The 23,524-nt window shown below is 49.4% G+C and carries 17 protein-coding genes and 4 pseudogenes; 13 read left to right on the plus strand and 8 right to left on the minus strand.

From position 1 onward, the window contains the following. Window positions 1–22: 22 nt before the first annotated feature. The 3 genes from purT (at window position 23) to HZU75_RS12265 (ending at window position 3,721) form a co-directional block, all read left to right on the plus strand. A complete protein-coding gene (gene purT / locus HZU75_RS12255) occupies window positions 23–1,225 on the plus strand; it encodes a formate-dependent phosphoribosylglycinamide formyltransferase (protein ID WP_180306316.1) in 1,203 nt (400 codons plus the stop codon). Window positions 1,226–1,337: 112 nt separating this feature from the next. Further along, window positions 1,338–2,270 carry a class I SAM-dependent methyltransferase gene (locus HZU75_RS12260; RefSeq protein WP_180306317.1) on the plus strand — a complete coding sequence of 311 codons (933 nt, stop codon included), beginning with the start codon at window positions 1,338–1,340 and terminating at the stop codon, window positions 2,268–2,270. Between the two features lie 14 nt (window positions 2,271–2,284). Then, the gene (locus HZU75_RS12265; protein ID WP_180306318.1) at window positions 2,285–3,721 is read left to right on the plus strand and encodes an exonuclease domain-containing protein; all 1,437 of its coding nucleotides are present in this window, start codon (window positions 2,285–2,287) and stop codon (window positions 3,719–3,721) included. A 4-nt stretch (window positions 3,722–3,725) separates the two neighbouring features. Here HZU75_RS12265 and HZU75_RS12270 read toward each other — a convergent pair whose 3' ends face one another. Both HZU75_RS12270 and HZU75_RS12275 read right to left on the minus strand, forming a co-directional pair. After that, a complete protein-coding gene (locus HZU75_RS12270; RefSeq protein ID WP_180306319.1) occupies window positions 3,726–3,908 on the minus strand; it encodes a hypothetical protein in 183 nt (60 codons plus the stop codon). A gap of 172 nt (window positions 3,909–4,080) precedes the next feature. Next, complete coding sequence (locus HZU75_RS12275) at window positions 4,081–4,941, minus strand: PIG-L deacetylase family protein (RefSeq protein WP_180306320.1); 861 nt, start codon at window positions 4,939–4,941, stop codon at window positions 4,081–4,083. Window positions 4,942–5,199: 258 nt separating this feature from the next. Here HZU75_RS12275 and HZU75_RS12280 point away from each other — a divergent pair, with 258 nt between their 5' ends. Both HZU75_RS12280 and HZU75_RS12285 read left to right on the plus strand, forming a co-directional pair. Beyond that, window positions 5,200–6,228 carry a DUF475 domain-containing protein gene (locus HZU75_RS12280; RefSeq protein WP_228028048.1) on the plus strand — a complete coding sequence of 343 codons (1,029 nt, stop codon included), beginning with the start codon at window positions 5,200–5,202 and terminating at the stop codon, window positions 6,226–6,228. Between the two features lie 248 nt (window positions 6,229–6,476). Continuing rightward, complete coding sequence (locus tag HZU75_RS12285; RefSeq protein WP_180306321.1) at window positions 6,477–8,312, plus strand: type IV pilus assembly protein FimV; 1,836 nt, start codon at window positions 6,477–6,479, stop codon at window positions 8,310–8,312. 56 nt (window positions 8,313–8,368) lie between these two features. Here HZU75_RS12285 and HZU75_RS12290 read toward each other — a convergent pair whose 3' ends face one another. Next, window positions 8,369–9,364: a TerC family protein gene (locus HZU75_RS12290; RefSeq protein WP_180306322.1), complete on the minus strand. Its 996-nt coding sequence runs from the start codon at window positions 9,362–9,364 to the stop codon at window positions 8,369–8,371. A 77-nt stretch (window positions 9,365–9,441) separates the two neighbouring features. Here HZU75_RS12290 and HZU75_RS12295 point away from each other — a divergent pair, with 77 nt between their 5' ends. The 5 genes and pseudogenes from HZU75_RS12295 to HZU75_RS12315 all read left to right on the plus strand — a co-directional run. After that, a complete protein-coding gene (locus tag HZU75_RS12295) occupies window positions 9,442–10,230 on the plus strand; it encodes a TatD family hydrolase (RefSeq protein ID WP_180306323.1) in 789 nt (262 codons plus the stop codon). 661 nt (window positions 10,231–10,891) lie between these two features. Then, window positions 10,892–10,984: pseudogene (locus HZU75_RS17790) on the plus strand (PEP-CTERM sorting domain-containing protein); the annotation flags it as partial. A 659-nt stretch (window positions 10,985–11,643) separates the two neighbouring features. Further along, a pseudogene (locus tag HZU75_RS17795) lies at window positions 11,644–11,733 on the plus strand (PEP-CTERM sorting domain-containing protein); the annotation flags it as partial. A 273-nt stretch (window positions 11,734–12,006) separates the two neighbouring features. Beyond that, window positions 12,007–12,489, plus strand: a pseudogene (locus HZU75_RS12310) (FxDxF family PEP-CTERM protein); the annotation flags it as partial. Window positions 12,490–12,710: 221 nt separating this feature from the next. After that, window positions 12,711–13,214, plus strand: a pseudogene (locus HZU75_RS12315) (FxDxF family PEP-CTERM protein); the annotation flags it as partial. A gap of 71 nt (window positions 13,215–13,285) precedes the next feature. Here HZU75_RS12315 and HZU75_RS12320 read toward each other — a convergent pair. Then, on the minus strand, window positions 13,286–14,734 hold the full coding sequence (locus tag HZU75_RS12320; protein WP_180306327.1) for a YdgA family protein: 1,449 nt from the start codon (window positions 14,732–14,734) through the stop codon (window positions 13,286–13,288). A gap of 99 nt (window positions 14,735–14,833) precedes the next feature. Next, window positions 14,834–16,204, minus strand: coding sequence for an adenylosuccinate lyase (gene purB, locus HZU75_RS12325; RefSeq protein ID WP_180306328.1), 1,371 nt, complete (start codon window positions 16,202–16,204; stop codon window positions 14,834–14,836). A gap of 413 nt (window positions 16,205–16,617) precedes the next feature. Here purB and HZU75_RS12330 point away from each other — a divergent pair, with 413 nt between their 5' ends. Further along, complete coding sequence (locus HZU75_RS12330; protein ID WP_180306329.1) at window positions 16,618–16,824, plus strand: hypothetical protein; 207 nt, start codon at window positions 16,618–16,620, stop codon at window positions 16,822–16,824. Between the two features lie 190 nt (window positions 16,825–17,014). Here HZU75_RS12330 and HZU75_RS12335 read toward each other — a convergent pair whose 3' ends face one another. From HZU75_RS12335 to xseA, 3 genes are all read right to left on the minus strand, one after another. Next, on the minus strand, window positions 17,015–19,117 hold the full coding sequence (locus tag HZU75_RS12335; RefSeq protein ID WP_228028050.1) for a glycosyl hydrolase family 18 protein: 2,103 nt from the start codon (window positions 19,115–19,117) through the stop codon (window positions 17,015–17,017). Between the two features lie 190 nt (window positions 19,118–19,307). Continuing rightward, window positions 19,308–20,390, minus strand: a complete 1,083-nt coding sequence (locus HZU75_RS12340; RefSeq protein ID WP_180306330.1) for a PLP-dependent cysteine synthase family protein — start codon at window positions 20,388–20,390, stop codon at window positions 19,308–19,310. A gap of 85 nt (window positions 20,391–20,475) precedes the next feature. Further along, window positions 20,476–21,801, minus strand: a complete 1,326-nt coding sequence (gene xseA, locus HZU75_RS12345) for an exodeoxyribonuclease VII large subunit (RefSeq protein WP_228028051.1) — start codon at window positions 21,799–21,801, stop codon at window positions 20,476–20,478. 486 nt (window positions 21,802–22,287) lie between these two features. Between xseA and HZU75_RS12350 the strand changes: the two genes are divergently transcribed. Both HZU75_RS12350 and HZU75_RS12355 read left to right on the plus strand, forming a co-directional pair. Further along, the gene (locus tag HZU75_RS12350) at window positions 22,288–22,899 is read left to right on the plus strand and encodes a MotA/TolQ/ExbB proton channel family protein (protein ID WP_180306332.1); all 612 of its coding nucleotides are present in this window, start codon (window positions 22,288–22,290) and stop codon (window positions 22,897–22,899) included. 170 nt (window positions 22,900–23,069) lie between these two features. After that, a complete protein-coding gene (locus HZU75_RS12355) occupies window positions 23,070–23,489 on the plus strand; it encodes an ExbD/TolR family protein (RefSeq protein WP_180306333.1) in 420 nt (139 codons plus the stop codon). Window positions 23,490–23,524 lie beyond the last annotated feature (35 nt).

A 23,524-nucleotide genomic window follows, 5' to 3' on the forward strand; every position in this document is an offset into this window, starting at 1 on the left:
CAAGAATTGAAAGGATGCAGTCGTGAGAATTGGAACGCCGCTTAGTCAATCTGCTGTGAAAGTGATGCTGCTCGGATGCGGCGAATTGGGTAAAGAAGTGATTATCGCGCTACAGCGCTTAGGTGTCGAAGTCATTGGTGTTGATCGTTATGATAACGCCCCTGGGATGCAGGTGTCGCACCGCAGCCATGTGATCGATATGAGCGATGCAAAAGCTTTGCGCGCACTGGTCGAGGCGGAGCGCCCCCATTTCATCGTGCCGGAAATCGAAGCGATCGCTACTGATGAACTAGTGCGCATTGAGGCTGATGGCTTGGCCACGGTGATTCCCACTGCGCGCGCAACGCAACTGACGATGAACCGCGAAGGCATCCGCCGTCTGGCCGCCGAAGAGTTAGGCTTGCCAACATCGGCCTATCGGTTTGCTAACTCATTGGCTGAGTTGCAAGCTGCGACGGTTGAAATCGGTTTTCCATGCTTGGTGAAACCGGTGATGTCATCATCAGGCAAAGGTCAGTCGTTGTTGAAGTCGGCAACTGATGTGGAGGCTGCTTGGAACTACGCAGCAGCTGGTAGTCGCGTCGATCATGGTCGCGTGATTGTCGAAGGCTTTGTTGATTTTGAATACGAAATCACGCTACTCACGGTGCGCTCGCTCGGCGAAGATGGCGATATCAAAACTTCATTCTGCGCGCCCGTAGGCCATTTACAGGTAAAGGGCGATTACGTCGAAAGCTGGCAACCGCAACGGATGAATCCAAAAGCGCTGGAGCGCGCGCAAGAGATTGCCCGTAAAGTCACCGGCGCATTGGGCGGACGTGGTCTGTTTGGCGTTGAGCTGTTTGTTAAAGGTGACGATGTGTGGTTCTCGGAAGTCAGCCCACGCCCGCACGACACTGGCTTGGTGACTTTGATGAGCCAGTATTTCTCTGAGTTCGAGCTGCATGCCCGCGCGATTTTGGGTTTGCCAGTCGATGTGAGCCAGCGCGAACCAGCTGCCAGTGCCGTGATTTATGGTGGCATGGAAGAAGCTGGTATCGCCTTCGATGGCGTTGCCGCTGCCTTAGCTGTGCCGCGCAGTGATTTACGCCTGTTTGGCAAGCCTGAAGCCTTTGAACGTCGTCGTATGGGCGTAGCGCTGGCTGCCGGCAGTGATACCGATGTGGCGCGGGATCGCGCCAAGTTGGCTGCGGGTTTGGTGCAACCTGTAGTGGTTGAATCGTAATTAACCGTTTGGACAATTTGGCATTATTTTTGTACTAAAAGCTCACAGAGAAGGCCGCAGGGTTTGATACACTGCGGTCTTTGTACGTCTACACCAGTCAAAGTTGAATTCCATGGATCTCACCAGCTATCGCAATCGCCTTGCCAAAAACGCCCGCCACTGGGGCAAATGGGCGCGTCGTCAGGGTTTGCAGTGCTATCGCATTTACGAGCGAGATGTGCCCGAATTTCCGATGATCGTTGATATCTATGGCGATCGCGTGCATTTGCAGGAATACGATACCGGCTGGATGGAGTCGGATGAAGACTATTCGGCATGGATCGACGAAATTCACGCTGCGACTGCCGACGTACTCGGCCTGCCGATTGAGCATGTATCGCTGAAAATCCGCAAGCGGATGAAAGGCCTGACTCAGTACGAGAAAAACGAAGAATCGGGCGAATTTTTTGTCGTTGAAGAAAACGGCCTCAAATTCGAAGTTAATCTCGACGCCTATCTCGATACCGGCCTGTTTCTCGACCATCGCAATACGCGCAAACGCGTGATGGGCGAAGCTGCTGGTAAGCGTTTCCTCAATCTATTTAGCTATACCGGTGCGTTCAGTGTGTACGCGGCCGCCGGTGGCGCTGCAAGCTCGCTGACGGTGGATTTATCGAATACCTATTTGGAATGGGCGGGTCGCAACTTTGCGCTAAATGGTATGGATCCAGCCAAGCATCAGCGCGTGCGTGCCGATGTATTTGAGTTTTTGCGCGAGGCGACCTGCAGCCCGCAAAAATACGATTTGATCGTGATGGACCCGCCAAGCTTTTCCAACTCGAAAAAAATGCTCGGCGTACTCGATGTGCAGCGCGATCATGCGTATTTGATTGAGTCGTGTATGAGCATGCTCGCGCCCGGCGGCGTACTGTATTTCTCGAATAATCTGCGCAGCTTCGAGCTGGACCCGATGTTTGTCGGTCGTTGCGAAAACCTGACCGCGCAATCGATTCCGGAAGACTTCCGTAATAAGCGCATTCATCAGTGCTTCCGTTTTACTAAGTAAGTGCTGAGTTTGGTATGAGCTATCCGTTTTACCCTGCGCCGCTGGTGCTGCTCGATCTGGAAACCACCGGCGCCAAGCCGGCGAGTGATCGGATTACCGAAATTGGTTTGGTGCATGTCAATGCCGAGGGGGAGGGTATTGCCACCTGGAGTAACTTGGTTAATCCTTGCCAGGTAATACCCCCGTTTATTCAGGAATTAACTGGTATTGATAACGCGATGGTGGCCGATGCGCCGACCTTTGCGCAGCTCGCCGATCAGGTGCTGGAAAAACTACAAGATCGCGTGTTTGTTGCACACAATGCGCGCTTTGATTACACCTTTTTGCGCAATGAATTTAAGCGCCTTGGCATGACTTTTCGCGCCAAAGTACTGTGCACCGTGCAGCTCTCGCGCAAACTGTATCCGGATGAATTCAAACACAGCCTTGATGCGCTGATTGCGCGGCATGGCTTGGAATATCATGGCGAGCGCCATCGTGCGCTGACCGATGCTGAGCTGATTTACCAGTTTCTAAACGCAGCGGTAAACGATTTGGGTGCTGAGCGTGTGCAGCAGGCGATTGATGAGCTGATTCGTCCGCCCGCCTTGCCGCCGCAAATCGACGAGAAAATCATTGACGATTTGCCCGATACCGCTGGCGTGTATATTTTTTATGGCGAGCATGACGAAGCGCTGTTTGTCGGTAGCAATAGCAATCTGCGCCGCCGTGTATTGCAGCATTTTGGCAAAAAAGCAGAAGAAGGGCAGGGGGCATCGTTGGCTGCAGCGCTGCGCCGGATTGACTGGATCGAAACCTCGGGGGATCTCGGCTCTGCTTTGCTTGAACGCCGCTTGCTGAGCGAGTTACGTCCGCGCTTTAACCCTGCGGTACGGCAAAAGATCGATCAAACTCAATCTGTATGGGAAATTGTGTTGCCTGAGTTGGGCGCGGTTAAGCAAGCCGCAACCCTGCAGCCCAAATTACGGCCTCTGAGTGAAATCGCGCAAGCCAAAGGTGATTTATTTGGGCCATTTCGTGGGGCACGTGAGGCACAAAACGTACTGAACCGCATTATTAAAGGGCAGGCTTTATGCCGCGTGGTTTTAGGGTTGGAAAAGCCCAAGAAGAGCACTCTGGGTCAGGCTTGTGCTGCGTTGGCTCAAGGGGAATGTCGTGGCGCTTGCGTGGGGCGCGAACCGCTGAGTATGCACCATGCACGTTTATTGGCTGCGCTGGCGAAACACAAGCTAGCGCAATGGCCGTATGCTGGGGCAGTTGGAATATTAGAAGGTCCCGAGTGGGCACAAGTAATGCATGTCTTTGATCAGTGGGTATACCTCGGTGAGGTACATGACCAAAGTGATTTGGCTCAATTGCTTGCCAGCCCATACCCTGCTTATGATCTGGATATGGCTAAATTGATCCGCGCACAACTGCGTACAGCAACCGCGATCGAGCTATTGGCATAATAAATTACTGCCCTACCCGGTATTCTGCGCGTCGCCAGCAGGTGCGGGCATCTTCATCGGGCCAGCAGACAATCGTGGGGCTTATGCTGGTATGGCGCGGAATCGACCGCGGCTGCATAGATACCATCATGGCAAACGCAGTGCTGGCCGCAATAGCCGCTAGTAGTATGCTAATTTTTTCAAGCATAGGGTTTTCCCTAGTATGGAAGTTCGCCCCAAGTATATTATTTCTCTTCTCTAAAGCAAGTTGAATTATTCAAGTAAGTAATAGATTGGTATTTGGTAATAAACTAATATTTAGTGGCAATAAAAAAGCCAAGCCTGAATCGGCTTGGCTTTTTTATTGCCCATTGGGAAACTTAAGCGAGAATGGCTTTGATATCGTCGCTTTCGCTGATGGTATATTTTTTAGCGTTGGCTACTAACTGGCTGCCGTCAAATTGACCGATATGATAAATCGTACCAAATGAGAACGTTGGTGCCGCTGCACCTTGCCCGCCGCAAACTTCCGCGCCACGGCGCACATTATCCGCCATCCAACCTGGCAGACGCAGGTGGTAAGGATTGCGACGTACTTCTTCAACGTGGCACGCCAAGGCCGCGATCAGGTCTGCCGTATCTTGCTCATTGGTCGCGATCAGTGCATTCGGAGCATCCATTTGACGCCAGAATTCGCTCTGCACGATGGTGCAGCTGTGATTGGCTGCTTTAAGCGCATCAACAACTAAGTAATGCGTGCCAATGTGAGCCGAGTGGTAATCATTATTGTGCGGGCAAACTACAACGCTTGGTTTGTGTTCGCTGATGATTTTGGCGATGACAGCTACTTTTTCTGCCCATGCCGCAGGATCTTCATCACGCGTTTTAGTAGTCACAGACATCAGCCCGCCAGGGATAGTTTCCAGCAAGCCCCAGCCCAGATATGCACAGGCATTAGATACTTCGACCCAGCGCTCTGGCTGGCGTTTAAGGCCAGAGCCTTGCGTTACCGCAACGTTGATTACTTTAAAGCCCGCTTCACGGCCCAAGCGTAGCGGCAGGGCACCAATAATGCATTCATCGTCAGGGTGCGGGGCAAAAATCATCGCAACAGGCGCATCTGCAGCCACAGTAGGGGCTGCAGCTTTGCCTAGGGTGCTTAAATCGCTAAACAAAGGTGCATCTTTTTTTTGTAATAGCTCGTTATGCGCTTGCACGAGTGCGAGGTAAGGATTGCTCATTCGATGATCGCTCCAAAGGTGAGTGAAAATGACGCCCTGCGGGCAATATGCGGCCAAGCGGGGCGCGTCAGAATATGCAAGAGTATAGGCGCTCTGCCCGAGCCGACCAAGTGCTTTTGCTTGCAACCGCTACGGGCTCTGATGTAACGCAGAATTTTGTGCGCACCTTGATACAAAAGCTCTCACTCGATTGCGGCATAATGCTGAGTTGGCCGGAAAAGTACAGCTTCGGTGTTTCAGAAAGGATCAATTCGCAGCATGCGGTATTTTTATTCTTCATTAATCGTCACCCTGTGTGGCTTGGCGGGTGCTTGGGCGATTGGCGGTTGGGCTGGGTTGTGGATTGCGTTCAATCTGGCCTTGTTAGAAACCAGCTTGAGTTTCGACAATGCGGTGGTCAATGCGTCGGTACTGCGGCATTGGGATGAAAAATGGCGTCAGCGTTTTCTGCTGTGGGGCATGCTGATTGCCGTATTTGGCATGCGCGTTGTATTTCCACTGATTATTGTCGCGGTGATCGCGGGCATGGCGCCTATGCCTGGCCCAATGGCCTTATGGCAATACTGCAATACCGGTGTGTGGCCACCCCATGATGTTTTGTCACTGGCGATTATCAATCCCGATCGCTATGCCGCGATATTGACGTCTGCTCATATCGAGGTGACGGCATTTGGCGGGGCATTTTTGCTACTGGTTTTTTTAAACTTCTTTATTGATTACGAAAAAGAAACGCATTGGTTAGCGCCGATGGAAAAAGCCTTAGCGAAGTTAGGTAAGTTAGAAATGGCAGCTGTGCTTATTAGTTTAGTGCTGCTGTTAGTAATAGCCGCTACCATGCCGCAAGCGGAAGCAATGCGCTTTTTGGTGGCAGGGATTTGGGGCGTGGTGGTGTTTGTACTTGTCGACGGTTTGGGGGATTTGATCGGCGATGGGGGGGCTGCGGCAAAAACAGGGATCGCAGGGTTTATTTATCTGGAAATTCTCGATGCATCCTTCTCGTTTGATGGTGTATTAGGCGCCTTTGCATTGACGAAAAATATTTTCCTTATTGCCATTGGGCTTGGAATTGGGGCAATGTTCGTGCGCAGCTTCACCTTGATGTTAGTGGAGAAAGGCACGCTCAATGCATTTAAATATCTTGAGCATGGCGCATTCTGGGCCATTGGTGCTTTGTCGGCCGTGATGCTGTTGGCTGCGCGCTTTCATATTCCGGAAGTTATCACCGGTGGCGTGGCCGCCTGTTTGATTATATTGGCGGCACTTCACTCATGGATGGTTAAAGATTAGTAGGGTATTGCTTCGTAGATCAATTTTGATAGGCTTTACGGGGTTATACCCATAATAGCTTTACCTAGTTTGCATTACATTGCTATCAACCTTATTGCCACCGCGCATCGATTGCTGCGGTGGTTTTTTTTCGCCAAATTTTGCCTGCGGCAAACCACTCAAACAAATTTGTCTTCACTTGAGCTTTGGCTTTTGCGCTGAGTCAGCTAAAAACAAATGAAAATCAGATTTGCTGATGAGGGGTTGAAATGAAAAATAATATCTTGCCATTTGCGCTAGCGCCCATTGCCGCTGTCTTGTCGATGATCAGTTTTTCAGCGCAAGCAATGACGATCGGTGAGCTGCAGATCAAGTCCCACATTGGGCAGCGATTTAAGGCGGAGATACCATATCGGCTCAATGGGGATGAAAGGCTGCTTGAAGACTGCAATCAATTACGCCCAAGCGAGAGTGATTCAACTTATCTGGGGCCTGCAAACCTGCAAATTGTACCCAGTGGTGATGGTAGCTCTGGGGTCATCAGAGTCACCTCGCAAAAACCTGCGGATGAACCCATTATCGGGTTTGCTTTGCATGTGGAATGCGAGAATATCAATTTAACGCGCGATTTTACCGTTTTCCTTGACCCCGCTCCTGTGGTCGAAACCCCGGTCGTGTCTAGCCGAGATTTCAAACTAGTTGCGCCCAAAGCGCGTGAGCCCGCCCCAGCTGGCAAGGCAAGCATCGTGCAAAAAGACACCACTCTGCCGCAAATTGCACAGCGATATTACTCACCATCCTCTGCTCAGTTTGCGCGCTATCTTGAAAAGTTGCAGCGCAGTAACCCAGGCATTGGGCCTGAAGACATCATTGCCGCAGGCTCGCCAATCGTATTGCCACCTCGTCCCAAAGCAAAGCTGTCCCCAGCAGCTGAAAATTTTCCAGCCGCTCAAAATGCAGCAAATTTATCTCCTGAGCATGGTCAATTAAGGCTCGAAGGTGCTGAGCGAACCCTGCCACAAACTAACGCCAAAGTGAATGCTGACGCCTACGTGAAAGAGTTGGAAGCTAAAGTTGCTGAGTTAAGTGATCTCAGAAAAAAGCTACAAGCTGAAATCGATGCGTTAGACACTCGGTTGGCACAAAACTCCAAGCAATTGCAGCTCGAGTCGGGCAATTTAGCTAAATCCGTGGCTGCGATCCCCAGCAGCGCACCAGCTGCTACGCAAGTACCAGTAGTTGCTGCAGCGTCAACACCTGTGCGTACTACGGTACAGTCACAGTTTGCTTGGCAATGGCCAGCGCTTGGTCTGTTAGGCTTGTTGGGCGGTGGGGTTTGGTGGTGGGTACGGCGTCGTGCCGAAGATGATTCATACACGAATGCTAATCTTGGGCTAAGTGTAAATGCATTTGCGCCTGCTGTTGCCGCGCAGCGGCAGGGGGCTACGCAATTTTCCTTGTTGCAACATCCTAATTCGGCAATCGAGGTGACGGATGGTGAGTCGAGTAGCCTAGAACAAGCGCAGTTTTTCTTGGCTCATGGCGATACCTTGCGGGCGATTGAGTTGCTGCAGCAACTGGTTGAGGCTGATCCGCAGGACGTGGAGCGTTGGTTAATGCTATTTAGGGTGTATCGGCAACAGGGTATGAAATCCGATTATATTCAGTTAGCACATCGTTTTCGTGCTCAGGAGCCGGCGCCTGCTGCCGACGATTGGGAGTTGGTTCGCAGTATTGGTTTTAAATTGGCGCCCGAGCATGAGCTATTCGCTCGTGAAGAATCGATACCAACTCATACCGTGGCACCATCTGCAGATACGCCACTTGAGTTGGCAATTGTGAATCTCAGCAGTTCTTCGTCGCAGTCTCCACAGGCTGATAGTGCAGAACAAATCAATTTGATTGAGATGTTTCAAGCAGCCAAACCTGTCGAGCAGCGGGCTCCCGTCTTACCTGCGACTGAGGACGTGCTGGATAACAATTTGATTGTTCCTCCACTGTCAAATCGGACGTCAGAACAAGAAGATAAATCGGATGTCGAAAAGTTAGACTTCGCTGTCAATGATATTGAGTTTGAAGATGATAATAAGCCGGTCGACAAATAAGTACGCAGTAATAAAAAAGCCCACCTAGGTGGGCTTTTTTATTGCTTGAGCAATGCTTAGTGTGTTTCAGTGTTCGCGGTTTCGCCACGAGTTTTCCATAGGGAGTAGAGAACACCAGCTAGCAATAGTCCAAATGTCACGCCAAGAGATACTGCGGTTGGAATTTTGAAATCAGTGAAGCCTTCGTGGTTAAAGTAAACCAAGCCAACTTTGACCCCAATAAACACCAACACCACTGACAGCGCATATTTCAGGTAATGGAAGCGATGAACCATAGCTGCCAATGCAAAGTACAGTGCACGCAAACCTAGAATTGCAAAAATATTCGAGGTGTAAACAATAAATGGATCCTGCGTAATCGCAAAAATTGCCGGGATGCTATCGACCGCAAAGACCAAATCTGCCGTTTCTACCAAAATCAAGGTTAAAAAAAGCGGGGTTGCCCACCAGCCTTTGGCCAAGCCGTGATCTTCGCCTCGTACCCAAAACTTTTCATTGTGCAGGGTAGGGGTGAAACGCATGTGTTTGCGTAGCCATTGATAGAATTTATTGTCTTCAATTTTTCCGTGTTCATCATCGGCAATCAGCATTTTGACGCCAGTGAAGATCAGGAATGCACCAAACAACACTAAAACGCCCTGATATTTAGCGACTAAAACGGCGCCCAGACCAATCATGACTGCGCGCATCAGGATTACGCCTAAAATCCCCCAAAACAGCACGCGGTGCTGATACATGCGTGGCACGCCTAGGCTGCTGAAAATCAGCGCGATCACAAAAACATTGTCCATCGACAGTGATTTTTCGATCAAATAACCAGTGATGTACTCCATCCCTGCCGTTGCCCCGCGATACCACCACAACCAAGCACCGAATGCCAGGCCCATGAAAATATAAAATGCGGATAGCTTCAGGCTTTCACTGACTGTGATTTCATGCTGATCCTTGTGTAGTACGCCAAGGTCAAAGGCCAGTAAGCCAATCACCAAGGCAAAAAACATCAGCCATACCCAAAGTGGATAACCCACCCATAATGCACTCAATAAATCCATAAACTGCCCTTACCCTGTTAGGGATTACAATATTAATAATATTTCTATGTATAGCGTTGTTTGCCGCGATTTACACTATGAGCATAAATCTGCCAATTAGTTTCATTGATAGTCACTGTCATTTGGATGCGACTGAATTTGATGCCGATCGTGACGAAGTTATTGCGCGCTCCCGATCAGTGGGGGTTACGCGATGGTTGGTTCCTGCCGTGACGGCACAGACGTTTTCAAAAACGATCTCTATGCAGCAACGTTATGGTGCGGATATTGCACTTGGTATGCATCCAATTTATGAAGCACAGCATCAAGAATTGCATCTGACCCAATTGCGGCAGGCACTTGAGCTGGGCAATATTATTGCGGTTGGTGAAATTGGTTTAGATTTTTATCTCCCGCAGCTTGATGCAGCCCGGCAAATTTTCTTTTTTGAAGCGCAATTACGACTTGCGCGCGATTTTGACCTGCCAGTAATTGTGCACATCCGTCGTAGCCAAGATCAAGTGCTGAAGTATTTGCGAAAGTGGCGAGTAAAAGGCGGCATTGCTCACGCGTTTAATGGTAGTGAGCAGCAAGCCGACGAGTTCATCAAGCTAGGGTTTTGCCTTGGTTTTGGTGGCGCCATGACATATAGCGGTTCACAGCGAATTCGTCGTTTAGCTCAATCAATCCCACTGGAGCAGATCGTGCTTGAAACGGATGCCCCAGATATTCCTCCAGCCTGGTTAGCTGGCCCACCTGCAGAGCGTAATGAGCCCGCTCAATTGCCACGTATTGCAGAAACCCTTGCGCTATTGCGCCAAACAACGCTGACGCAGATCTCCGCCCAAACTTCAATCAATGTGCAAAACTGCTTATTTATGCGCTAGTTGGTAGGTATATTCAATTTTGCCTTATTTTGATTGATGTGCGTTCATATACCAGCCTGTGTATCTCTATGCACTCAGGCTTGTGTGGGTAATTAATCTCGCTGATCTGATGCGTGCCAGGCCGCTGTAACCCTAAATATAAATTCTTACACAAAACATACTTTACAATGTCATAATTTGATGGCTTAATTGACGCAACAATAAAAATACGTAGTAAATCAATGCTTTAGAAGTTTATTATTTACTTATGGAGATTTTTGAAATGCGTATGATTCAGATTGTTGCAGCCCTTAGCTTACTCGCTGCAGGTGTAACCCAAGCCGCTGTTGTTGATGTTCATTCGATAGGGGTATGGAATAACTATTTTTCAGATCGCTCGGTGCAGGAGTTTGATATAGCTGGGCCTGGGAAATACACGTTTAACTTCAAGTTGATTCCAAAGACTGTAAATGAGTCCATCATTACAAATATCACTGCGGTTAACTGGAATCTGGCGACTAGCGATTACAGAAAAATATTTAATTTTTCCGCAAATACAGCTAGTCATGGTGCCAATTCATTTGACAGTGGTTTAATTTCATTTGAAGCCACTAAAGCTGGTAAGTATCTGTTTAATATTAATTTTGTTTCTAAAGGGGCATGGAACGGGCAGCTTGCTACAACGGTTGCGCCGGTGCCTGAGCCTGAAACTTATGCTTTGATGGGGATGGGTATACTCGGGCTTTTAGCTGCACGGCGCCGTAAATTGAGCTAAACAGCTGTTTAGTATCTGTTCTGACTTTAAAAGCTCGGCATTGCCGAGCTTTTTGGTTTTTATAAAGTTACAAAAATATTAAACCAATCAATGGTTTAATATTTATGACAAACGGTAGGCAATATTAGCGTGTGCTGTTTGAGATCCTGTCTAGTTGTTGTTAAGATCCCGTCATAAAAGCGTGGTGTGAAATATCTCACACAATAATTTGTTTTCAAAACTACATACTTTGAGACTACAACATGAAGATCATCAATCTGTTTTTGACTGCCGCATTATTGAGTGTTGCCGTTGGAGCCCAAGCAAAAACTATCTTTTTGCCAAAAGATAAGCTGTACTACTTTTCTGACGATGCGAATGTAACGAACAAAGCCTCCACATTTACATCAACTACTAGTAAAGATAAGTTTAAGTTTGAAAAAGCTGGAGATTACATTTTTAGTGCCGTCTTCACACCCAGCCAAGGTAGCAGTTTGCAATTGGGGTCAATGCAAGCTCAGGTGAGCGTTGCAGGAGGTTGGACTAATCATTCATTTACTCAGCTCGCTAACGGCAATTGGGCTAGTACTTATCAATTTACAGCCAAGAAAAACCAGAGCTTTGACTACGCTGTTCATTTTACTGGTGGTGTGGGTAAAGCGGATATCACATTAAATACGGTTGCTCCAGTTCCAGAGCCAGAAACTTATGCATTAATGGGCTTAGGTTTGGTTGGACTTTTTGCCGCTCGCCGTCGCAAATCAGCCTAAACTGCTAAATCAGTCAAAAGAAAAAACCCGCTTTTGCGGGTTTTTTCTTTTGACTAGCAAAAATACTGCAATATGAATATTGCATTTCTACCGACGAACGGCTGGCTATATTAGTACTCCCTGTTTGTTTTTAGCTGAACCCGTCTGTAATATTCAACCCGAATAATAAGCTCACTAAGTGCCTAATTACTCAGGTGCTTACAATAATGGCCTTATCACATAAACCACTGGAGTTTTAAAATGAAATTGGTTCAAACTCTGATTGCAAGTGTAGTACTCTCTGTTGCGGCTGTATCAGCTCAAGCTCAAGTATATTCATGGGGCCAACATGGTCCTTTGGAGTCTAAGTCTGCTTTAGTGAATGGCTCTTTTACTGACTACTTCAATTTTTCGTTATCAGCTACCTCAAATATTTCTGGTTTGCTGACGTCAGTTACAATCCCTACTTTTGTTAGCCTGGAAAGTGCCGCAGTAACCCTATACAAAGGTGCTGTTGATAATAATGGCAATGTACAAGCTGGTTCGACATCTGTCGGTAGTTTTGCTCTCGGTGATCTAAAAGCAAAAAGCTTCTCAAGTCTTGGTAGCGGTTCTTACTTTTACAAAGTTTCAGGCGTAACCAATGGTTCATTGGGTGGCTCTTACACATTGTCATCTAGTGCGAATGTTGCTCCAGTACCAGAGCCAGAAACTTACGCTTTGATGGGGCTGGGTCTTGTTGGGTTATTAGCTGCACGTCGTCGTAAAGCTAAATAATCTGCTGGTTTAAGATAAATAAAGCCCGCAAATTGCGGGCTTTATTTATTTGTCATTTCTTTCTGCAATATAAGCAAACCCTGTTTGTGTATTACTCATATGGTAAGTATTATGTCGGTGATATATTCATGCCGGATCTAAGCTTTTACTGATGCTTGTTCGGCCAAACTATTTGAGGATTAATTCATATGAAATTGTTTGCTCCTATTGCTGCGGTTGTTTGCTTTGCTTCGGTGAATGCTAGTGCCGCAGTCGTCGAAGTTATTGATCTGGGTTATTTGAATGTGGGTCAGCAAATTACTCGCACAATCAATGTTGCAGCGGGCGAATTTAACCACCAGCTCAACTTCACTTTTGCTGCGAGCAACCACAATGGCGGAGGTAATGGTGGATCTGGCTCTGGTTCTGCCAAGCCTGCCCAAAAATGGGGCTTTGATTCTTCGATCACCTTTAAAAACTTAGAATTTAGCTCTGTCGGCTTGTTTAAGAAAGGTGATCAAGGGCCAGTACTAACGTTCAAGGCTGGTGATAAAGCCGATTTGAGCGCATTTGATCAGTTAGGTTCTGGTGAGTATTACTATCAAGTAATTGGCTCGGCAGGAAGTGGTGCTTCATACACGATTAATGCAAAGAACGTAGCGCCCGTGCCTGAGCCAGAAACATATGCCTTGATAGGAATGGGGTTGTTAGGATTGCTGGCAGCTCGTCGCCGCCGAGCACAGTAAGTTGCGGTTTTAATTAGTCAAAAAGGGGCGTTTAGCCCCTTTTTGTTTGTCCAGCAGGTATCTACAGTGCCTTATTCTGCTTGTTGCTCCCAAGGCAGCGGGACGGCAATATCATTGAGAATAAACTTGCCGCCTTTCAGTGAGGCTTTGGCGGATAACAGTTCGCCATTGACGCGAATTAGATTCTGATCGGCCAACTTGTTGATCTGTCCTTCAACAAATTGGGCAGCCAAGAAGTCAATATCGGCGTGGTTAACATCCCCAGCATCACCGTTCGAGCCGCTGAACATATTGCGCGCTTGCCACATCACCAAGGTTTCCACTACTTTGCGTGGGATTGCAAAATCAGCTTTGGCATCGAGCTTTTTCACTAAATCAACGGGTTTGTCCAGATCGGCCTCAACAAAACCTTTTAAGCCGACTGAGCCAGAAAAATGAATCTGCCCATTGGGTAATTTCACCTCGAGTTTTTTGATTGCAAACTCGGGATCGTTCTTTAGAAGTGGTAAGCCATGAATTTTGGCTAATTTGGTCAGTGCCTCTGTCAGTTGATCACGGGTAAGTTTTTGTTTTTGTAGCAAGGTGACTTCATCACTGATTTTAGCCAGTGTTTTGCCATGTAAATGATTGGCCTCAGCAATCAAGACTGCTGGACCGTAAGGCTTATCGTTCAGAAGTAGTTTGCTCAAATCCAGTTGAGCACTGCCGTTAATAAATTCGCCCGCTTCGCTCACTTTACCTTGATACATCAGATTTTCTAACTGCAATTTGAGCGGATTACCTTCGAGCATGTTTAAGTCAAATTGCGCCACTTTGGCGATATTGCTGCCAATCATGATGCCATTGGCACCTTTACTTTGATTTAAGTTGATGCTCAAACCTTTAAGGGCAAAAGAGCCTTTATTTTTGGCTTCACCCGATAAGCCTGGGATGGTGGCATCAAATTTAACTCGATTGAAATCGCCACCATAATCAAGGGTTGCATCTAATCCTTGCCATTTTGCCTTCACACCGGATAGTGCTTCTTCATAATCAAAACTGGGTACCGTAATTTTCATTACGCCATCATCATTGAAGGCAATGCGGTTTTCGATGGAGATAGGTTTTTGTTCCCCAAAGAATTTTGCCAAGAATTTTTGGGTATCTTCTGAATATTTAAACTCGGTACGAACTACTGCTTTGTAGGGTAGAGGGTTAAATTGGCCAAGTAGGGGCAGTGGGCCATGCTGAACGTGGTTGGTGTAAGTCACCTCGAACATCTGCAGCTTTTCACCTTCTTTCTCGAGCAGGAAACGATACAGTTCAGGGTTAACCTGCAAAGTGGTCGTTTCAGTCGAGCTAAGCCAGCCGCGCTGATATTGATGAGACTTCACGATAAAGTAAGGCAGTTTGCTGATCCAGTCGTGCTGTTTGAGCATCGTGGTTTCGACTGCTTGCCCGGCATAATAGCTGCCACCCAAATAGCCTGCGCTCAACACGAGCAAACTGAGTGCACTACCTGCAATTACTTTACGATTCACCGTGAACCCCTAAAAATGATTGACGTCTACCATCACTGAGATTATATCCGAAGGATATAAAAACAGGCGCCGCAGCGCCTGTGATTATTTGGATCAGACTTAGATCCGACGGGCAAGTTCCTCAGCGGTGCCAAGGTAAGAGCTTGGCGTCAGTGCTTTGAGGCGATCTTTTGCGTCTTGTGGAATTTCGAGCCCATCAATAAATACGGCCAGTGCTTCTTTGCTGATGCCAGTTTTGCCGCGCGTCAATTCTTTCAATTGCTCGTACGGATTAGGCACGCCATAGCGACGCATTACGGTTTGGATCGGCTCGGCCAATACTTCCCAGTTATTGTTCAGATCGAACATCATGGCGTCGCGATTGGCCATCAGTTTGTTCAAGCCTTTCAGTGCTGCAACGTAGCCGAGCAATGAGTAACCCAAACCCACACCCATATTGCGTAATACGGTTGAGTCGGTCAGGTCACGCTGCCAACGTGATACTGGCAGCTTTTGGCTCAAGTGGAACAACACTGCGTTGGCAATACCCAAGTTACCTTCGGAGTTTTCGAAGTCGATCGGGTTCACTTTGTGCGGCATTGTTGAGCTGCCCACTTCGTTTTTGTTCACTTTTTGCTTGAAGAAGCCTAAAGAAATGTAGCCCCAGATGTCTCGGTTCATATCGATCAAAATCGTGTTCGCACGGGCGAAGTCGTCGTACAACTCGCTCATGTAATCGTGTGGCTCGATCTGGATCGTGTAAGGGTTAAAAGTAATGCCGAGGCTTTCTACAAAGCGGCGGCAGAAGCCTTCCCAATCGAGTTCAGGGTAAGCAGAGAGGTGGGCGTTATAGTTACCCACCGCGCCGTTGATTTTTCCGAGCAATTCAACATTGGCGATGCGGCTCAGTTGGCGCTCCAGACGGAATGCCACGTTGGCCATTTCTTTACCCATCGTGGTTGGAGTTGCAGGTTGGCCGTGCGTACGGCTCATCATTGGCGCGTCAGCCAATTCGTGCGCTAGCTCTTTGAGCTTGGTGATGATTTCAGCCAATTTTGGCAACATCACGCCTTCACGCGCACCTTTGAGCATCAATGCGTGCGACAGATTGTTGATGTCTTCGGATGTACAAGCGAAGTGAATGAATTCGCTGGCAGCAGAGACTTCTGCGTTGCCCGACAGACGTTCTTTCAGCCAGTATTCAACCGCTTTTACGTCGTGATTGGTGGTGCGCTCGATGGTTTTCACTTCCAACGCGTGCTCGGTACTAAACTGCGCAACTACGGCATCGAGTTCGGCAATGGTTGCTGCCGAGAATGGTTTGATTTCTTCTAGTGCAGCTTCGCTGGCCAAAGCTTTAAGCCAAGCCACTTCTACCGTCACGCGATTTTTAATCAGGGCGTATTCACTGAAATGGGCGCGCAAATCGGCCAGTTGTTTTTCATAGCGGCCGTCTAGCGGCGAAAGCGCGGTCAGTGCAGAAAGTTCCATAATGCCAACCCGTCCGTAGGTCTTAAGTCGATCAAAGGCGAGATTCTATCACAGCGCGCGGCCGATGTTGGCGTTTGCGTGACAGCCGTCTGGTACAGTTTTAGCGGCTAATCAACAGCTTGGCGATTGGGCGATGTGTCTTGTTTGACTTAGCACGATCATGCGGCCACGAACAGTGATCAACCCAATTTGTTTTCAGGCTTGTGACGTTCATGACGAATCTGCCGGATGGCATGTAAGAAAGAGTGACAAGCTGGCTTTTCACATGAATAATGGTAATACCTTACAACGTGCTCGCGACCCAGTATTACTAATCAGTAGGGCGACGAGGCGAACTAGCCCTGTACTATTCTTGGCAGCTCAATGAAGTGCAATGGCGATCCGCAAGATAATGGATGGAGAGGCGTATTTAAATGAGCGGTTTTACCCAAATAACTCCCGAATGGCAGGATTGGATTATTGAAAACCTGCAGCGCGGCTGTCAGGCGCAATCGATCGTGGAGATCATGATCGAGAAAGGTTTTGATCCGATGTTTGCCAATGCGGTAGTGTTTCACTTTTCGTCTAGCCCAACTGAGCGCTACGCTCAGGTTGAGAAGGGGGCAGACGCAGCCAGTTAATACCAGTGCAGCGTTTCAGGATGCTGTCATGGTAAAAGCAGCTTGGGCAATATACCTATTCGGGTATGTTGCCCTTTTTATTTTGGGGCTGGTGCTTGGCTTGTATACCCCTAGCTTTGTCGGCCAATAAAAAACCCCGCAGATTCTGCGGGGTTTGAGAAAAGCTTCGGTACCTCGAAGCCTTGTAAATTTACTTAATTTCAGCCATGGTTTTGGTTAACGTTGCATTGGCGTCGTCACCATCGAGCGCCCAGCTGAAGTTACCACGCAGACCTTTGGCCTTCAGGTAGTCGTTTTTCAGGCGGATGGTTTGCACGTCGTCATAGCTCCACCAGTCGCCCGTGGTGGTGTACAAGTACAGCTGTTTGGTCACTGGGTGGTATTTGCGGACCCCAGCCACATCTTTCAGCGCTTTGTAATCACCATAACCGGCTTCGGTTTGTACGCCGACTTTACCCGCAGCGCGCGTTTTCTTCTGATACAGACCATCATTGGTGCTCGCTACCCCGCCAAAGCCGCGACCATAGTACGGAATACCCAGCACGATTTTATCGGCTGGCATGCCATTGGCCATCAGTTTGGTCAGCGCATCGTCGATGTTGTAGGTGCGGGCGATGCCGACGGTTGGATCGGCTGGATCTGGATACAGGTGTGAATGGAAGTTGGTGGTGTCATCCCAATCACCGTGGAAGTCATAGGTCATGACATTCACCCAATCCATCGATTTGCTGTATTGCGCTGGCTCGGTTTGGTCGATTTTCTCGCTACCCGCGCCAATGGCGGCGGTGAGGTAGAATTTCTTGCCACCTTGGCTCGCGCCGTATTCATCCAGCTGTTTGCGGAACTCGGCCATCAGCAAGGTGAGGTTGTGCTTGTCGTTGACCGCATCCACCACGTTATTGCCAATCCCTTGTACGCCTGGGTATTCCCAATCGATATCGATACCGTCGAAGATACCTTTGGCCACGCCAGCACCACCAGCCGGGTCGCCGCCCGATTTTTTCAGATTACCTTTGAGGTAAACATCGATACACGAAGCCACCAGCGCTTTACGGTTGGCATCGGTTGATGCTGCGGTGGAGAAGTAACGCGACCAAGTCCAGCCACCCAGAGAAATAAAGATCTTCAGGTTCGGGTTTTTGGCTTTCAGTTTTTTCAGCTGGTTAAAGTTACCTTTAAGCGTGCTTTCCCACGTATCGGCAACGCCATCGACTGAGTCTTTGGCCGCGTAATCCATCTGGTAATCAGCCCAGGCATCGCCACCATCGCCGGCGGTATTGCCATCGTTGGCTTTATTAATGCCGCTATCACACTTGATGGTGCCATCGGCTTGTTTGTAGATATTGCCAAACGCGTAGTTGATGAAAGTCAGCTTGGCCGCTGCGCCGCTATCTTGCACCGCTTTGGCAAAGAAGGCGCTGTCGTACACACCCCATTGCGTGAAGTAAGAACCGACTTCACGGCTACCCACCGGTGCTGGTGTCGGGGTTGGGCCAACTGGAGTTGGTGCTGCCGTTGGCGCCGTAGTTGGTGCAGTGGTTGGCGCTACCGTTGGGGCTGCTGTTGGTGCCGTGGTTGGAACCACTGTGGGTACAGTGGTCGGTTTTGGCGTCGCTGTCGGTGCTGTAGTTGGGGCCGTCGTAGGTGCGGTTGTCGGCGCTACGGTCGGTGCTGCAGTTGGCTTCGGCGTGGCGGTTGGTGCTGTAGTTGGTGCGGTGGTCGGTGCTACCGTTGGGGCTGCCGTCGGCACAACGCCGCAGCTACCGCCTACTTTCCACAGAGTTGGTGTGGTTGCTGGAGTCCAGCCCGCACCCACAAAGGCGGTATGCGCGCTCAGGGCGGTGTAGCTTACGCCGTTGTAGCTCACGACATCGCCGGTTTTATAGCTGGCGCCTTCGGCCCATACGGCACATGTGCCCGCTGGTGGTGTAGTCACCACTGGAGTCGCCGTTGGTTTTGCGGTGGGAGCTGTGGTCGGCGCGGTGGTTGGAACCGCAGTTACAACTGGAGTCGCGGTTGGTGCGGCAGTCACTACGGCGGTTGGTGCTGGAGTCGTTGTACCTGTTCCGCAAATGCCTGCATCAGCCCAAACGCCCCACGCGCCAGCTTTGCTTGGATCTTCGTTGAGTGTCCACCATTTATTGGTGTAATTGTGGCCGTTTTGGCTCACGGTGGTGCCAGTAGCGCTATAGGTGGTGGTGGCAGACCATGGTGCTGCGCAATCTGCAGCCATGACTTGGCCGCCAATCATCACGAGCGAACCCGCGATGATCGTTTTGGTGAGTTTATTCATCTCTTCCATTCTCCGTTGATTTGTATTGCGCCCATAATCGCTACCTCAGATCTGGTGCTCACCTTTTGCTAGGTGTTGTGCGCACCTTCTCTTTGTAAGGTTGGACGCAAACGAAGCATGCGCTCAGGGAGAAAGAAAGTAAATAACTGGTATCACAATTAATGTTTCGTTAATGCCAGTTGGGCTGGTGCTAATTTTGTTTGAGCTTAGGGAGTGCTTTTCCGTGCTCGCAACAGTCGATTATTTGCCAACCAGCATCGCTAAGATCAAAGTCATTTTTAGTCAGCCAATCGGGACAAAAATAGGTTTGAGCATAGCGCTCCCCACTATCACAGAGCAAAGTCACAATGCTGCCGGCTTCACCACGTTGATGCATTTCTTGGGCTAATTGCATAACACCAATCCAGTTGCAACCGGTTGAGCCACCGACTTTTTTGCCAATTTTCTTGCTTAGCCAGTGCGTGGCAGCCAAGCTGAGGGTGTCGGGGATTTGCAACATCCGATCGATTACCGATGGAATAAACGATGCTTCAACACGAGGCCGGCCGATGCCTTCGATGCGCGAGCCCTTATCTAGCGTTAAATCTTGCCGCCGGTGCTGGTAGGCATCGAAGAACACTGAGTTTTCCGGGTCGACGCAGGCAATACCACTGCCGAGTCGGCGATAGCGCACATAGCGCCCCAGTGTCGCGCTAGTACCACCTGTACCGCAACTGGCTACGATCCATTTCGGGATCGGAAAGCGCTCGAGCGCCATCTGGCTAAAGATCGACTCTGCGATATTATTGTTGGCGCGCCAATCGGTAGCGCGTTCGGCATAGGTAAATTGATCCATAAAATGGCCGCCGGTTTCTTGTGCCAAGCGTTGTGATTCAGCGCTGATTTGGCCGGGGTTTGCCACAAAATGACAGCGTCCACCATAGAATTCGATGGCGGCAATTTTCTCGGGGCTGGTGCTGGCCGGCATCACGGCAATAAATGGCAAATTAAGCAGGCGAGCAAAATAGGCTTCGGACACCGCAGTCGAGCCGCTAGAGGCTTCGATCACCGTACTTTTCTGATGTAGCCAACCATTGGCCAGCGCATACATAAACAGCGAACGCGCCAAGCGGTGCTTTAAGCTGCCTGTTGGGTGACTCGATTCGTCTTTCAGATAAAAATCAATGTTCGGGTAGGCGGGTAGATGCACGGGTATCAAGTGTGTATCCGCCGAGCGATTGTAGTCAGCCTCGATGGTCTGGATTGCCTGATTGAGCCATTCACGATCGTGCATTGATGCCATCTCCCGTAGGGTATTGATTGGTAATCATCATTAAAGCTGATCTACAACCCTACACCCATTGGGAGTATTGCTGATGTTATAGCTCTAGCTCGGGTTGTTGAATAATTCCTTGCCGTACTTCCACGCTAATCTGCTCATCGGCAAAGCGCACTTGCAGGGCATCCCCAGCACGTACGGCCAGTGCGCTGCGCACAATTTGACCGTTGGGGCGGCTGACTAAAGCATAGCCGCGTGACAGGACTTGTTGTGGGTCCCATGGCATGAGTTGCAACTGTGCTTGCTTCAAATATTGCTGGCGCTGCTCAAGCATACGCTGGATTGCACGCTGTAAACGTTGCTGTTTTTGCTGCAAAACGGGGCGAATCAGTGTCGGATTGGGGCGTGCGTAGCTGAGCTGCAATGCTTGCCGTGCCAGCGCCTGCGTGCGCTGCTGCTGGCTAAAGCGCATGGCCTGTTGTAAGCGGCGTGCTTGATTGTGGAGGTCAGTTTTTTGCTGGCTCAGTCGTTGCCCCGGATGAATGAGGCGTCGCGCCAACTGATCAAGTTGCTGCATCCGTTGTTGAAGCTGATATTGCAAAACGCGCAGTTGGCGCTGCTTAAGTTGGCTTAGACGCTGTAGCAATTCTGCCCGATTTGGGCTGACCAGTTCGGCCGCTGCAGTTGGCGTTGGCGCTCGAACGTCGGAAACAAAATCGGCCATTGTAAAATCAGTCTCGTGCCCAACCCCGCTCACCGTCGGAATTGGGCAAGCAGCAATCGCGCGTGCAACGATTTCTTCATTAAAGGACCACAAATCTTCTAGGCTGCCACCACCGCGGCAAATAATCAGTGTATCTACTTCATTGCGGCTGGCGGCCTGCGCAATCGCGCGCGCAATCTGCTTGGCCGCATCAGCGCCTTGCACGGCTGTGGGATAGAGAATGATCTCAATATTGGGCATCCGGCGCGCTAGCGTCGTCAGGACATCGCGCAGTGCCGCAGCAGCAGGGGATGTCACAATCCCAATTCGACGCGGAAAGTGCGGTAGCGCTTGTTTACGCTCATTCGCAAATAGCCCTTCGGCGGCCAATTGCTTTTTCAATGCCTCAAAGCGCTCAAATAAAGCGCCTTGACCCGCCATACGCATCGCCTCAATAGTTAGCTGAAAATCCCCGCGCGCCTCGTAGAGCGACACCACCGCACGCACTTCTACTTGCAATCCTTCGCGCGGAGCAAAGTCGAGTAGGGCTGCTCGGCCGCGAAACATGACGCAACGCACTTGTGCATTCGCATCTTTCAAACTGAAGTAGCAATGGCCTGAATCATAACGCTTAAAGTTAGAAATTTCCCCCGCAACCCACAAGCTAGGGAAGCCGGTTTCTAGCAACATTCGCACGTCACGATTCAGTTGTGTGACAGACACTACAGCTTTTGAGGGACTTGACAAATCAAGATTCACGCCGAAAACACCTTGAGTAATCCACAAAATCCAGTTTCTAAGCCCTTTGCAGGGTAAATTGAATCTTGTAGTTAATAAATACGATTTAAGTTGCTGATTTTTATAGATAATATATTTTTGCTATAAGCAGTGAAAAGCTGATTATATGCAGCATTTATGCCGCTTTTAGCGCAGTTTTACGCACTTGCTCACAAAGTTATCCACAGGAAGTGTGAGTAAACAAAAAAACATAATTAGATCTGCTGCTTAAGCCACTTTTTGTTCTGTGCACACTGTTGTTGAGCCGCCTGCGGATTTGTACGACAAGCCACCGCAAACGATGGCAAAATAGCTTGGCTGCGCTTGGGCGCTGTAATGATAACCTCTTCCCGAAGCGGTAAATAGCGGCTAAAGTTACGCGGTTTTCGCGCAAGACTTCAGATCCACTTTTCATCTAAGGTTTAAACCACTATGTACGCCATCATTCAGGCTGCTGGCTGGCCGATTTGGCTGATTATCGCCGCCTCTGTTGCCACTGTGACTATCATCATCGAGCGTTTGCTCTCTTTGCGTAAATCCCAGGTGTTGCCAACGGGTTTGCTTGCCAAGGTGGTACAAGAATACCGTGCGCAAGGGGTTAATGCTGAAACGCTCAATAAACTGGCGGTTTCCAGCCCATTAGGCCGAGTTTTGGCGGCCGGTTTAAAGAACGTGAAAAGCTCACGCGAAATCATGAAAGAGTCGATCGAAGAAACTGGTAGCGCTGTCGCGCACGATCTGAATCGTTACCTTTCTACCCTTGGTACTCTGGCCGCGGTGACGCCATTATTAGGTTTATTTGGTACCGTCATCGGGATGATTGAAATTTTCGGCTCGCAAGCACCGAGCGGTGGCGGCAACCCGGCTGCGTTGGCCCATGGTATCTCGATCGCGCTGTACAACACCGCTTTCGGTATTATGGTGGCGGTACCTGCGCTAATGTTCTATCGCTACTTTGCCAGCAAAGTGGATGACTTTGTGGTTGAAATGGAACAGCAGGCGATCAAGCTCGTAGAGGTTGTTCACGGCGAGCGCCACCACTAATTCACTGGGAACGGGCTGCGAAGCCCAAATACTGCAGACTGGATTTAATTTGCAGGCGGAAAGCGGCTCAAAATCCTCATTTACCACATGTAAATTCCGGTTTTTCGTCGCTTTCAACCTTGTCTTTAGGCTTCTCGCTCCGTTCTTGAGGCCTGTTGAGGTTAGAAAATATGAAATTTCGTAAAGGACGCGCGCGCGTCGAACCCGAAATCAACTTTATCCCGTTGATCGACGTCTTGCTGGTGATTTTGATTTTTCTGATGGCGACGACGACGTATTCCAAATTCGCCGAGCTCAAAATCAATCTGCCAACGGCCGATGCGGAAAAGCAAGTCGAGCAACCGCAGACTATTCAAGTTGGCATTTCAGCCAATGGGCAATACGCGATTAACGGCGACACTACTGCGTTTGCCAGCCCAGACGAATTTGCAGTGCTGCTACGTCGTGCCGCAGGCAACAATGCCGACCCGATGATTGTCATCAATGCCGATGCGCAAACCAGCCATCAGTCGGTGGTCAATGTAATGGAAGCGGCGAGAACTGCCGGATATGGCAAGTTGACGTTTGCGACGCAGACTACAGGGAAGTAATTGGATTGATTTCAAAAACGGCGCTTAGGCGCCGT

The sequence above is a fragment of the Chitinibacter fontanus genome, from assembly GCF_013423785.1.
In the GTDB taxonomy this organism is placed as follows: domain Bacteria; phylum Pseudomonadota; class Gammaproteobacteria; order Burkholderiales; family Chitinibacteraceae; genus Chitinibacter; species Chitinibacter fontanus.